This window comes from Candidatus Nitrospira nitrosa, from assembly GCF_001458735.1.
Classification (GTDB): Bacteria; Nitrospirota; Nitrospiria; order Nitrospirales; family Nitrospiraceae; genus Nitrospira_D; species Nitrospira_D nitrosa.
Genome location: NZ_CZQA01000010.1, coordinates 1 through 12,631, shown reverse-complemented (window position 1 = coordinate 12,631; position 12,631 = coordinate 1). Strand labels below are relative to the sequence as shown.

The 12,631-nt window shown below is 55.2% G+C and carries 12 protein-coding genes; all 12 read left to right on the top strand.

The genetic code is table 11. The features are described from left to right. The first annotated feature begins 19 nt into the window (after positions 1 to 19). The 12 genes from lepA (at position 20) to COMA1_RS14550 (ending at position 12,566) form a co-directional block, all read left to right on the top strand. Complete coding sequence (gene lepA, locus COMA1_RS14605) at positions 20 to 1,819, top strand: translation elongation factor 4 (protein WP_090749842.1); 1,800 nt, start codon at positions 20 to 22, stop codon at positions 1,817 to 1,819. Further along, positions 1,816 to 2,586, top strand: a complete 771-nt coding sequence (lepB, locus tag COMA1_RS14600) for a signal peptidase I (RefSeq protein ID WP_090749840.1) — start codon at positions 1,816 to 1,818, stop codon at positions 2,584 to 2,586. Before lepA ends, lepB begins: the two co-directional genes overlap by 4 nt. Next, complete coding sequence (rfaE1, locus tag COMA1_RS14595) at positions 2,556 to 3,623, top strand: D-glycero-beta-D-manno-heptose-7-phosphate kinase (protein ID WP_176698084.1); 1,068 nt, start codon at positions 2,556 to 2,558, stop codon at positions 3,621 to 3,623. Before lepB ends, rfaE1 begins: the two co-directional genes overlap by 31 nt. Next, positions 3,616 to 4,416 carry a 3-deoxy-manno-octulosonate cytidylyltransferase gene (kdsB, locus tag COMA1_RS14590; protein ID WP_090749838.1) on the top strand — a complete coding sequence of 267 codons (801 nt, stop codon included), beginning with the start codon at positions 3,616 to 3,618 and terminating at the stop codon, positions 4,414 to 4,416. Before rfaE1 ends, kdsB begins: the two co-directional genes overlap by 8 nt. A gap of 49 nt (positions 4,417 to 4,465) precedes the next feature. Then, entirely contained in the window at positions 4,466 to 6,067 is a 1,602-nt protein-coding gene (locus COMA1_RS14585) for a CTP synthase (RefSeq protein ID WP_090749835.1), read from the top strand. Positions 6,068 to 6,262: 195 nt separating this feature from the next. Next, positions 6,263 to 7,090, top strand: coding sequence for a 3-deoxy-8-phosphooctulonate synthase (kdsA, locus tag COMA1_RS14580; protein ID WP_090749833.1), 828 nt, complete (start codon positions 6,263 to 6,265; stop codon positions 7,088 to 7,090). Between the two features lie 61 nt (positions 7,091 to 7,151). Continuing rightward, positions 7,152 to 8,159 (top strand): KpsF/GutQ family sugar-phosphate isomerase, encoded by a 1,008-nt coding sequence (locus tag COMA1_RS14575; RefSeq protein WP_090749831.1) that lies wholly within the window; start codon positions 7,152 to 7,154, stop codon positions 8,157 to 8,159. A 179-nt stretch (positions 8,160 to 8,338) separates the two neighbouring features. Then, positions 8,339 to 8,935, top strand: a complete 597-nt coding sequence (pgsA, locus tag COMA1_RS14570; RefSeq protein ID WP_090749829.1) for a CDP-diacylglycerol--glycerol-3-phosphate 3-phosphatidyltransferase — start codon at positions 8,339 to 8,341, stop codon at positions 8,933 to 8,935. 235 nt (positions 8,936 to 9,170) lie between these two features. Then, on the top strand, positions 9,171 to 10,037 hold the full coding sequence (locus COMA1_RS14565; RefSeq protein WP_090749821.1) for an alpha/beta hydrolase family protein: 867 nt from the start codon (positions 9,171 to 9,173) through the stop codon (positions 10,035 to 10,037). A gap of 39 nt (positions 10,038 to 10,076) precedes the next feature. Then, a complete protein-coding gene (gene plsY / locus COMA1_RS14560) occupies positions 10,077 to 10,673 on the top strand; it encodes a glycerol-3-phosphate 1-O-acyltransferase PlsY (RefSeq protein ID WP_090750667.1) in 597 nt (198 codons plus the stop codon). An 8-nt stretch (positions 10,674 to 10,681) separates the two neighbouring features. After that, entirely contained in the window at positions 10,682 to 11,443 is a 762-nt protein-coding gene (locus COMA1_RS14555; protein ID WP_090749819.1) for a hypothetical protein, read from the top strand. After that, positions 11,440 to 12,566 (top strand): IS3 family transposase gene (locus COMA1_RS14550; RefSeq protein ID WP_090744497.1). Its coding sequence is split into 2 segments (ribosomal slippage): positions 11,440 to 11,695 and positions 11,695 to 12,566, totalling 1,128 coding nucleotides; the frame shifts between segments, so codons are not numbered across the junction. The genes COMA1_RS14555 and COMA1_RS14550 overlap by 4 nt, the downstream gene beginning before the upstream one ends. Positions 12,567 to 12,631 lie beyond the last annotated feature (65 nt).

The window sequence follows — 12,631 nt, the reverse complement described above, 5'->3', positions numbered from 1 at the left end:
TCACCAAATGAGTTAGGATTTGCAAAGTCTTATACGCAACTTTTCCATAATCGCTCATATCGATCACGGCAAATCAACCCTCGCTGACCGGTTCCTCGAAGCTACTGGCGCAGTTACTGCCCGAGAGGCCAAAGATCAGATCCTTGATGCCATGGACCTCGAACGGGAACGTGGCATTACGATCAAGGCGCACGCAGTGGCGATCCGGTACAAGGCTAAGGACGGGAAGACTTATGCGTTGCATTTGATCGATACGCCGGGGCATGTCGACTTTACCTATGAGGTCTCGCGCAGCCTGGCGGCTTGCGAGGGGGCGCTCTTGCTCGTTGACGCGACACAAGGCGTGCAGGCCCAGACGATTGCCAACGTGAATTTAGCGATGGCGAACAACCTGACCATTATTCCGGTGATCAATAAGATTGATCTCGCGAGCGCGGATGTCGATGGGACCAAACAGTCGATTGCAGATGTGTTGCAACTCGAGGCCGATAATGCTCTGCCTATTAGTGCGAAGGAAGGCAAGGGTGTGCCGGAGGTCTTGGAGGCAGTCATCGCGCGGGTACCGCCTCCGTCAGGCGATCCACAGGCGCCGCTCAAGGCGCTGATCTTCGACTCATGGTTCGATAACTATCAGGGTGTGATTGTGCTGACGCGGGTGGTGGATGGGGCGATTAGACCCGGTATGAAAATTAAAGTCATGTCGAACGATCGCACGTTCGAGGTGATGGAGGTCGGGAACTTTTCCCCCAAGCGTACGAAGAAGACGGAGCTGCTGACCGGCGAGGTGGGATATCTCTGTGCCAATATGCGGGAAGTGGCGGACGTCAAAATTGGAGATACGCTCACGGATGCGGTGTCGCCGACGCGTGAGCCGTTTCCAGGGTATAAAGACGTCAAACCGTTGGTGTTCTGCGGGCTGTATCCAACCGACACGGCTCGGTATGAGGATTTGCGGGATGCGTTGGTCAAGCTCCGGCTGAATGATTCGTCGTTCGTCTACGAACCAGAAACGTCCTTGGCCTTGGGGTTTGGGTTTCGCTGCGGGTTCTTGGGTCTGCTCCATATGGAGATCATTCAAGAACGCCTTGAGCGTGAGTATAACTTGACGCTGCTCACCACGGCTCCTACCGTCGTGTATCGTGTGATGACGACCAAAGGCGAGGTGTCGGAGGTCATGAATCCCTCACAGCTCCCGCCTCCCAGCAGCATCGAGTCGTTCGAAGAGCCGTTCATTCTCGCGTCGGTCATTACGCCGGAACGGTATATGGGGGCTATTCTTCAGCTGTGTCAGGAGCGTCGAGGCATTCAGCGAAGCATCCACTTCCTGGATCCGACGCGGGTGATGATCAGTTATGAATTGCCGCTCAATGAGGTCATTCTTGATTTTTACGATAAACTCAAGTCCCGCACACAGGGCTATGCGTCGCTGGATTACGAGTTGCTCGGCTATCGCGAATCCGATCTGGTGCGACTCGACATCTTACTGAACGGCGAGGCGGTCGATGCCTTGTCCTTTATTACGCACAAGGATCGTTCGGTGCAGCGAGGGCGTCAGCTCGCTGAAAAAATGAAGGAATTGATTCCGAGGCAGATGTATGAGATCGCCATTCAGGCGGCCATCGGGAGCAAGATCGTGGCGCGCGAGACCATCGGGGCGATGAAGAAAAATGTGTTGGCGAAATGCTATGGCGGTGATATCACACGGAAACGGAAGTTGCTGGAGAAACAAAAGGAAGGAAAGAAACGCATGAAAGCGGTCGGTAGTGTCGAAGTTCCGCAGGAAGCCTTCCTGGCGATTCTCAAGGTCGGAGACGAATGAGCTCCGATTCCAATCAGCGCAATGTGGACAAGTTGTCCGGCGGGTCAAGGTCCGGTGAACCGGCCTCACTGACGGGCGCCAAGGTTGCCGACAACGCCGACCAGGCTGGACGCAAGTCCATCGTTCGAGAGTATGCGGAAGCGATCATCGTCGCCATGTTGTTGGCGTTCGCCATTCGCGTGTTTGTCGTACAGGCCTTCAAGATTCCGTCGGGATCCATGATTCCTACCTTGCTGATCGGAGATCATATTTTGGTCAGCAAGCTGTCCTATGGTCTGCAGTGGCCGACGGACTGTAAATTGCAATGGAGTTTTCCACCGGTCAATTGTTATACGTCCACCACCGTCGTCACGTTCGGCAAGCCGCAACGTGGCGATATCATCGTCTTTCGGTTTCCCGAGGATGAAGAGAAGGATTTTATCAAGCGCATTGTGGGGCTGCCTGGGGACACGGTTCAGTTACGGAACAAGGTTGTCCTGGTGAACGGTCAGCCGCTTGATGACAAAACCTTTACCCAACGCATTGATCCCGGCATCATCGACGGGACGGTCAACCCTCGCGATAATTTTGGCCCAGTGACGATTCCGGAGGAGTCCTATTTCGTCATGGGCGACAATCGCGACCAAAGCCTGGACAGTCGGTTTTGGGGGTACGTCCGTGAGGAGAAAATCCGAGGCAAAGCGTTCCGTATCTATTGGTCCTGGAACGGACAGGGAAATTGGACGGAGTGGGTTCGGTGGGAACGATTCGCCAAAGCCATTCAGTAAAAAAACGCGGGGGCATCATTCTTCCCAAGAAGGAGTCACAGGGGAAGAGTGAATCTCCTTCATCCACGGTACTCCGCGAGTATCTGCATCGGTTTCCGCAGGCCTCCGTCCTCGTGATCGGGGATTTGATTCTTGATCATTATGTGATGGGACGGGTGAGTCGGATCTCTCCTGAGGCGCCGGTCCCGGTCGTGCATGTCGAATCGGAGTCGATCCGACTCGGTGGGGCAGCCAACGTCTACAGCAATATTATGGCGCTCGGAGGAAAGGCCTATCTCTGCGGGGTGATCGGATCGGATGAGAGTGGGAGGCGGTTGCTCAAGGAACTCGGAAACACCAAGGCGAGCCTCGGTGGCGTCGTGACCGATCGTGAGCGACCGACGACCAGGAAGAGTCGGGTCATCGCCCACAACCAGCAGATCGTTCGCTATGACATCGAAGGCCGAACGGAGTTAAAGGTTCCGCTGCGACGGAAGATCGTCCGGTTTGTTGAGTCCAAACTCCGTGAGTTGTCTTGTATTGTGATCTCGGACTATGCCAAAGGCGTCGTGTCGGCGACCCTGATGACGGAGATCACACGTTTGGCGGCCTTGCGCAGGGTTCCGGTCATCGTCGATCCGAAGGTCGAACACTTTAATTTTTATAAAGGCGTGACGGTCATTACGCCGAATCACCTAGAGGCGACGCAAGCGTCGGGCATGCATGGGGATGACAATCAAACGATCAACGAAGCTGGGGCCATGATCCGCCAGCGGCTCGGTTGTCAGTCCGTTCTCATCACGCGGGGTGAGAAGGGCATGAGTCTCTATGAAAAGGATGGTCGAGCATGGCATCTTCCGACAAAGGCTCGGCAAGTCTATGATGTCACCGGCGCGGGTGATACGGTCATCGGGACGCTGGCATTGGCCCTTGCGGCGGGAGCTGACATCAAGACCGGAGCAACGATGGCCAATTATGCGGCCGGGATCGTGGTCGGAATGGTAGGAACGGCGACGGTGTCACCGACGCAGTTGTCTGAGGCCTTTGGCGATGACTAAAACTTCGCGAACCGTGACCGTGGTGATTCCTGCTCGATACGGCTCATCCCGTTTTCCTGGGAAACCGCTGGTCGAGCTGAACGGTAAGCCGATGATTCAGCATGTGTACGAGCAGGCGGCGGCCTGTCGTGCCGTGTCGGAGGTGCTCGTCGCAACCGACGATGAACGTATCAAAACGACGGTCGAGCGCTTTGGAGGGCGTGTTCTCATCGTTCCTGGCGAGTATCGGACGGGAACGGATCGGGTGGCTGCCGTGGCTCGCATGTTTGCAGGGGATTGTTTCGTAGACTTGCAAGGGGATGAGATTCCCTTGACGCCTGACCTGTTGACCGATCTGGTCGAGCCGTTTTTGGTTGGTGGTGTGGGGATGGGAACGTTGAAGCGAGTGATCGATTCGACGGAAGATCTCCTCAATCCTGCCGTAGTGAAAGTCGTGACCGATACGAAAGGCGATGCGCTCTATTTTTCACGCGCGCCGATCCCGTTGGTTCGCGACGACCTCAAGCCGCAAGTGGTCGGAGGGCTCCACTATATTCATCTCGGACTCTACATCTATACGAAAGAGACGTTGCTTCGATTAGCCTCCCTCCCGACCAGTCGCATCGAGGATGCTGAAAAGCTTGAACAACTTCGTGCGCTCGACCATGGCATTCGCATCCGGGTCTGGGAAACCAAGCATGCCTCACTGAGGGTGGATCGTCCGGAAGACGTGCCTGATGTTGCGGAACGACTGCAGGAATATCTGGCGGTCAAACGTGAGCTGAAGAGCAGCGGGATGTTTTTTAAAGGATGAGGTGTCTAGCGGGGATCGGTCGACCTGACGTCCAGGAGAGAGGGGAACCATGAATAAATTTATTTTTGTGACCGGTGGAGTGGTTTCATCGCTTGGAAAGGGACTGGCATCGGCTTCCATTGGAAACCTCCTCGAAAGCCGTGGGTTGAAGATCACCTTTCTGAAGCTGGATCCCTACATCAATGTCGATCCCGGGACGATGAACCCCTATCAGCACGGCGAGGTCTTCGTCACGGACGATGGCGCCGAGACCGATCTCGATCTGGGACATTATGAGCGATTCACCTCGCTCTCACTGACGAAGGAAAGTAATTACACGACGGGTCGGATCTATCATTCGGTCATCACCAAAGAGCGGCGGGGGGACTATCTTGGAGGGACGGTTCAGGTCGTGCCGCATGTGACGGATGAGATTAAACAGGCGATCATGCGGATCTCCAAGGGCGTGGATGTCGCCATCATCGAAATCGGTGGGACGGTCGGAGATATTGAAAGTCTCCCGTTTCTTGAAGCCATTCGACAGATGCCGTACGACGTCGGGCGCGATAATGTGCTGTATGTTCACCTGACCTTGGTGCCGTACATCGGCGCGGCCGGTGAACTGAAGACCAAGCCGACGCAACACTCGGTCAACAAGCTTCGGGAAATCGGCATTCAACCCAATATCCTTTTGTGCCGAACCGACCGGTATATTCCCCCGGAGCTCAAGGGCAAGATTGCGATGTTTTGCAACGTGGATAAGGATGCGGTCATTACGGCCAAAGACGTCGAGACGATCTACGAAGTGCCGATCGTCTTCCGTAAAGAAGGGTTGGACGAATTGATCGTCCGTCAGCTGCATCTCGAGACCGGTCAGCCGAATCTTCGCGAGTGGGACGCGATGGTGCAGAAAATCAAGCGGCCGAAACATGAAATCTCCGTTGCGTTGGTCGGCAAGTATGTGGGGCTGAAGGAGTGTTACAAGAGCTTGGGAGAAGCGCTGATTCACGGCGGAATCGACCATGAAACGAAGGTCAATATCAACTGGATCGAGTCCGAAGATATTGAGCGGCAAGGGACGGAGCGCATTCTTCGTGAAGCGGATGGGATTTTGATTCCCGGCGGATTTGGGACGAGAGGGATTGAGGGAAAAGTCACCACCATCAGATATGCACGGGAGCGTCAGGTGCCGTTCCTTGGGCTGTGTTTAGGGATGCAATGTGCCGCGATTGAGTTTGCGCGCAATGTGGCAGGATTGACAGGGGCCAACAGTGCGGAGTTCGACGAGCAGTCGCCTCATCCGGTGATTCATCTCATGCCGGATCAGCAGGGCGTCAGCGACAAAGGCGGCACGATGCGGCTCGGCTCCTATCTCTGTAAGTTAGGAGAGGGGACGTTGGCCCAGAAAATGTACGGCGTAAACGAAGTTCGTGAACGCCATCGCCATCGGTACGAGTTCAATAATGCGTATCGTGAGCGATTGAGTGCCAAGGGACTGGTCTTGAGCGGCCTCTCGCCGGATGGGCGGCTGGTCGAAATTCTTGAGCTGAAGGATCATCCTTGGTTCTTGGGAACCCAGTTTCATCCTGAATATAGTTCTCGCCCGCATCGGCCACATCCGTTATTCAGCGGGTTTGTCGGTGCGGCTCTCCGCAAGAAGCTGGGACACTGAGTGAGATGCTGAAACCGACTTCCAACCGTGTTCTCGGCCCATCAAAATCCTCAACGTACCCCGGAGGGTACACCTCCGGTTTCGACTCGCCTGCGGCCTTCCTGTGGAAAAGATGGCGTCTCGGCGCCATCGGGGTTGGGCGGATGAGAATGGTAAATCGGTTTGAGCATCTCACGTAATGTAAGTTCGAAATTTATGGCACATCTTGTCGACATCGGTTCCTTCAAAGTCGGGCAAGGGCAGCGGCCGTTCCTGATTGCCGGTCCTTGCGTCATCGAGAGCGAGCAGCTCGTCCTGGATACGGCAGGGCGAGTTGCTGAGATAACAAAGGCCCTGGGAATTCCCTACATCTTCAAGTCGTCCTTCGATAAGGCGAACAGAACATCCATCCATTCATTCCGAGGTCCGGGCTTAGAAAAAGGGTTGGTGGTGTTGAAGCAGGTGAGAGAGAAGCTGGGACTGCCCCTGTTGACCGACGTCCATACCGAAGAGCAGGCGACGGAGGCCGGGAAGGTCGTGGATGTTCTGCAGATTCCGGCGTTTCTCTGTCGGCAGACGGATCTCTTGATTGCGGCGGCCAAGACGGGAAAGGTCGTCAACGTAAAGAAGGGCCAATTTCTCTCGCCGACCGAAATGGGAAACGCCATCAAAAAGATCGAAGAGTGCGGGAGTCAACGGATCGTGCTGACCGAACGAGGATCATCCTTCGGCTATAACAATCTCGTCGTAGATATGCGGTCCTTCCCTATCATGAGGAAGTTCGGGTATCCTGTCGTCTTCGACGCCACCCACAGCGTGCAATTGCCGGGTGGGGGCGGGACGAAGTCCAGCGGCCAGCGGGAGTTTGTCGAACCGTTGGCCTGTGCCGCAGCCGGGGCAGGGGTCGACGGATTCTTTATGGAAGTCCATCCGAATCCCGATGAAGCGCTGTCCGATGGACCCAATATGGTGCCATTGCATCAATTGAAAGCGTTATTGGAACGGGTGGTGCGGGTTTGGGATGCCGCACAACCGACAAGCTGAAGAATGATCGTACAGGGTGCAGAGCAATGACAATGGGTGCGAGACGAGGACTTGCTGCACGATGACGGGAAAGCCGGCTGCTCGAGAATCAAAATCCGCCAAACTGGAAGAGAGTCTTTCCGAAGGACGACGTGTACTCAAGGTCGAGGCTCGGGCGGTTGAGGCGTTGATCAGTCGGCTGGATGACCGATTCGTCAAGGCCGTAGATGTGCTCGTGCGATGCAAGGGGAAGGTCGTGGTCTCAGGGATGGGGAAATCAGGGTTGATCGGGCAAAAGATAGCCGCCACCTTGGCAAGTACCGGAACCTCCTCATTCTTTTTGCATCCGGCAGAGGGGGTCCATGGCGATCTCGGCATGTTGGCTCGTCGGGATGTCTTGGTTGCGATCTCCAATAGCGGAGAAACCCAAGAGTTGTTGCAGTTGCTTCCGTTTGTGAAGCGCCTCGGGATTCCGGTCATCTCAATGACGGGACGGATGAACTCGACCTTGGCGAAAAATTCTGATGTCGCACTGGATGTGTCGGTCGCCGAAGAGGCTTGTCCGATGGGGTTGGCTCCGACCGCGAGCACGACGGCGACGCTGGCCTTGGGTGATGCCCTGGCCGTGGCCTTGCTGCAAAAACGAGAATTCAAAGCAGAAGACTTTGCCCGGTTCCATCCGGGAGGCAGTCTGGGGCGGCGCTTGCTGGTCAAAGTGAAAGACCTCATGCATGCTGATCCGGAAATCCCGATCGTTCAAGGCACCGTCGGAGGCATGGCGGCGATGCTGGAAATGACGGCGAAAAAACTCGGGATGACGACGGTCGTTGATCAAGATGGCGCGTTGCTCGGCGTCATTACCGACGGCGACGTGCGACGGTTTATTCAACGCGGGACGGATTTGGTGAATGTGACGGCCAAAGAGTTAGCGACACCCAATCCTAAATCTATCGGGCCTGATGAATTGGCGGCGAAGGCCGTGGAGATGATGGAGCGGTTTTCCATCACCACCCTGGTCGTGACGGAAGACGGGCGCACCATTCAAGGTGTCGTGCACTTGCATGATCTCTTAAAGAATGGGATCGTCTAACAGGATGTTGAAAACGTCTGCCAGCGTCGTTCTCGCGTCGCTCAGAGGCTCAACGTACCGAAGTGTACGCCTCGCCACGTCGCTTGCTGCGGCCTTGCTGGACAGCCTTTTTGACCATCCTGTGGGTGTCTATCGGTCGAGTTGGTGTTTTGAGGATGTGGTAGGAGCAGAATAGAGCAATGAACCGAGTTTTGGAAATATGGCGTGACATCGGGCAGGATTCGCTCAATCTGCCGAATTTCCTGACGCTATTCCGCATTCTCTTGATCCCGGTTTTCATCATTCTCTTCGTCAATCCGACCCCCGATCAATCGTTGGCAGCGGCTATTGTCTTCACGGTCGCAGCGGTGACGGATATGCTGGACGGCTATATCGCGCGGCGAACAGGCCAAGTGACCAAGCTCGGCAAGTTGCTGGATCCGGTCGCGGACAAGCTTTTGGTGCTCTCGGCGCTTATATTATTGATGAATGTGGATCGTGTCAGCGCGTTGGTTGCCTTGTTGATCATTGGTCGAGAGGTCGCGGTGACGGGAATCCGTGCGATCGCTGCGGGAGAAGGAATGATCATTCCCGCGGAGACGACCGGTAAGTACAAGATGGCGCTCCAAGTTGTCGCGATCATTCTCCTGATCCTCGAAGGGACCGGGTTTGCAGAACTCGGCAACATGCACTTAGCCGGCACGGTCACCTTGTATTTGTCCCTGGTCCTCGGGTACATCTCCGGTGGTCAGTATGTGTGGAGTTTTTGGAAGCAGGTTGTGGCTAAAGGGCTGTAATCAGGATGTTGAAACTAGCCTCCAGCTTTGTTCTCGCATCGTTCAGGCCCTCAACATACCCCTCGGGACAGAGCTGCTTTAGCTGCTCGGGGTGGGGTGGGTGAGAGGGTTTATGCCTCGGCTCTTCACTCGCTGCGGCCTCGCTGGATGTCTAGTTTAAGCATCCTGTAGTAGCTTGGATTGGACTCAACCATCAACGTTCTTCGGTATTCTCTGTTCCTCGATCAGATCTGAGATGGGTTTCAAATGCCCAGTGGTTGTTCCGTCGCGACTTCACCAACAGGTTGTTGTCTGTGCCAGTCTCTTCTTGCTGATCACAGCCTGTAGCGAGAACACGACGCCTCCCCAGCTCGAAGCGTTCGCCTATCCCACGACAACAGGGCATTGCCTTGCCGGTTCACGTTCTGGCGCTGCTGGGGCAACGGATGGACGGGTCTCAGCTGAGGGCATCAAGTATATGGTGCGGACGCCTTTGAACTATGATGGTACGTTTGCTCACTCCTTGTTGATGGTCTATGCTCCGGCGGGAACGAGCCGGTGGGCGTCGGAACGGCTCACAGGTCTCACGACTGAGGCGACCAGAGCTGGATTTGTGGTGGTCTACGTTGATCACAAGCAGTTGAATATTCAGACCGTTGAACAGCTTGGGAAGATTCCCGAGCTGGTAGCCAAGGAATGGTGTATCGACGAGAAGCGAATCTATGCGACCGGCCATTCAGATGGCGGTACGGCTTCATTGGCACTGGCTGTGCTCGACAAGACGAAAAAGATTCCAGCAGCCATTGCGCCAAGCGCAGCGGGATGGACAGGAAAAGATCTCGAAGAGTTTCAATGCCGTGATCCTATACCGGTCATGGTCATGCATGGCAGGAACGACAGTCTGTTTCCAGGTTGGGGCGCGCAAACCTCGGCCTGGTGGGCGAAGTGCAATAACTGTGATGTGATTAAGACGAAGGCAGTTGACGCTGGCTGTCTGGTGTATCAAGGCTGCGCAGCAGGTGGGGCTACACTCTACTGCGAAGGAGCCGGCAGCCATCGTGACTGGCCGAATTTGAATAGGGTGATGCTGGATTTTTTTACGCATCCGGAGAAGTTTTTATGATGGTCGGAAGCGATCGAGAAAGCGAATAGCATGGAACAACTGGGGCTCATTGTTGGACTTGCGGTCGTCGGATATCTGCTGGGCGGAGTGCCGTTTGGCGTGGTCATTTCTAAGGCCATGGGTCTGCCCGATCCTCGCACGGTCGGCAGCAAGAACGTCGGGTTTACGAACGTCCTGCGTGTCTCCGGCAAGCCGGCTGGTATCCTGACGTTAATCGGCGATATGGGCAAAGGCTGGGTCATGGGGTTTACGGCGATGCATCTACTGCAGGATGAATGGGCAATTCTTGTTGTCGCGCTGGCTCCCTTCCTCGGGCATGTGTTCTCACCGTTTCTGGGATTCAAAGGCGGGAAGGGCGTGGCAACGGCGCTCGGTTCTGTCCTCGGTGTGTCGCCGTTGGTTGGGCTCTTACTGCTGCTGGCTTGGATTGCGGCTGTGGCTATCTGGCGATATTCTTCCGGCGGAGCACTGACGGCCTTCGGCCTCTTTCCTGTCATTGCCGCGCTGATCCATCCATCAATAGCATTCATGCTTTTCTCTCTCGCCGTGAGCGGGCTGATTGCGATCAAACATAAAGGGAATATTGAACGGCTGCGAAATGGGACGGAAAGCAAGATAGGGCGGAAGAAGGGCTAGGTATAGCTGTGGGGGATGCATTTCGATTTTCTCCGATTAAAGCGGTCTCACTCCATGGAATCACTCCGTTGACCTTAAGGGGACTAATCGTTGTTGTTGGCCCAAACTCTTCCGGCAAAACAACTCTTCTTCGAGAGATCCACAGCGCTGTGTCTGGAGTTGAGAAAAAACTCCTCGTTGCTCAGGAGTTGTCCTATCGCGGTCTTCCTCCAGTAAGAGAATTTATCGAACATTTTACATCTACCAATGATATTGAAGAGGTGGTCAGTTCAGGCAATGTTTACCACTATAAGAAGCTAGGGCACCAGTATGGAACTCATGTAGGAATTGGTGGGGGTTGGGACAAGAACGAGTTAGAGAAGCTATATGAGCAACATGAAAATTTTGTACAAGCTCCCATCAGGGAAGGAACAAAGTCAACCGCATATTTGCAACAGATGGGGTTACTGGAGTGTTCAGCGCTATTTATCGAAAACCGGCTGATGATCACGCAAGGAACGGGAAGTTTTGATACTGCGCAAGGAGTCCCGAGCAACACGCTTCAAGCTCTTCGGTTAAATGACGAGGCGCAGGAACGTCTGACTAAAGAGGTGCTGAAGGTATTCCGTCGTGGAGCCTGGCTCGATATTTCTGGCGGAGCAAGTTTGGGGATTAAGATATCTGATGATGGATATAAGAGAGGGCTTCGGAAATTCGGACAGTGTGATAAGTGGGAGCCTGGCTTCACCAACGCCACCGGAAGGTGGCGACACAAAGGAGCGAGGCAATGAAACGCACGAGACGGAATCACGGAGCCACCTTTAAAGCACAGGTGGCGTTGGCCGCGGTCAAAGGGGATAAGACCCTGGCCGAATTGGCCGAGCAATTCAGCGTCCACCCCACCCAGATCACAGAATGGAAACAGCAGTTGCTGGCGCGAGCCTCGGACGTATTTGGTGGGACGAAACCATCAGCGGAGGCTCCGGATCTCAAGACCCTGCACGCGAAGATCGGGCAACTGACCTTGGAGAATGATTTTTTAGAAGGCGCGCTCACCAAGGCCGGCTTGCTGAGCGCAAAGCGATGATCGATCGCACGCATCCCTTGCCGGTTGTGCGGCAATGCCAACTCCTGCAGCTGGCCCGCTCGACCGCCTATTACCAGCTGACGCCGACCTCCGAGACGACGCTGGCGTTGATGCGGCGGATTGACGAGCTGCATCTGAACTATCCCTTTGCCGGGGCTCGGATGCTGCGCGATCTGTTACAGCAGGAGGGCCATGCCATTGGGCGACGCCAGGTGGTCACCCTCATGCGCAGGATGGGGATTGAGGCGCTGTATCGGAAACCGCATCTGAGTCGGCGGCATCCGGCCCACACCATCTACCCGTATCTCCTCCGTGATCTCACGATCTGTCGTCCCAATCATGTCTGGGCGGCCGATATCACCTATATTCCGATGCGACGCGGCTTCGTGTATCTCTTCGCTATCTTGGACTGGGCCAGTCGCCGAGTGTTGGCTTGGCGGCTCTCCAATACGTTGACCACGGACTTCTGTCTCGACGCCGTGCGAGAGGCGATCACGCAGCATGGCTGCCCCGAGATCTTCAACACGGATCAAGGGTGCCAGTTCACCAGCCAGGAGTTCACGGGACTCTTGAAAGACCACGGCATTCAGATCAGCATGGACGGCAAAGGCTGCTGGCGGGATAACGTCTTCGTGGAACGGTTGTGGAGAAGCCTGAAATATGAGGAGGTCTATTTGCACGCGTATGACACGGTCAGCACTGCCTATCAGGGGCTGGAGCGCTATCTGCTGTTCTACAACCAGACCCGACCGCATCAGGCGCTTGATGGCCAGACGCCCGACCAGGTCTATTATGACAATCTGACCACACGACGGACTGCCGCGTAGTCAGCAATCCGCCAGGCGCCACTTATGAACTGGTAAAAACTGTCCAACCAACCGGAGCCACCTCT

Coding starts and splice junctions, on each gene's coding strand:
- lepB (WP_090749840.1), top strand. CDS start 1,816: ATGAGCTCCGATTCCAATCAGCGCAATGTGGACAAGTTGTCCGGCGGG.
- kdsB (WP_090749838.1), top strand. CDS start 3,616: ATGACTAAAACTTCGCGAACCGTGACCGTGGTGATTCCTGCTCGATAC.
- COMA1_RS14585 (WP_090749835.1), top strand. CDS start 4,466: ATGAATAAATTTATTTTTGTGACCGGTGGAGTGGTTTCATCGCTTGGA.
- kdsA (WP_090749833.1), top strand. CDS start 6,263: ATGGCACATCTTGTCGACATCGGTTCCTTCAAAGTCGGGCAAGGGCAG.
- COMA1_RS14575 (WP_090749831.1), top strand. CDS start 7,152: ATGACGGGAAAGCCGGCTGCTCGAGAATCAAAATCCGCCAAACTGGAA.
- pgsA (WP_090749829.1), top strand. CDS start 8,339: ATGAACCGAGTTTTGGAAATATGGCGTGACATCGGGCAGGATTCGCTC.
- COMA1_RS14565 (WP_090749821.1), top strand. CDS start 9,171: ATGGGTTTCAAATGCCCAGTGGTTGTTCCGTCGCGACTTCACCAACAG.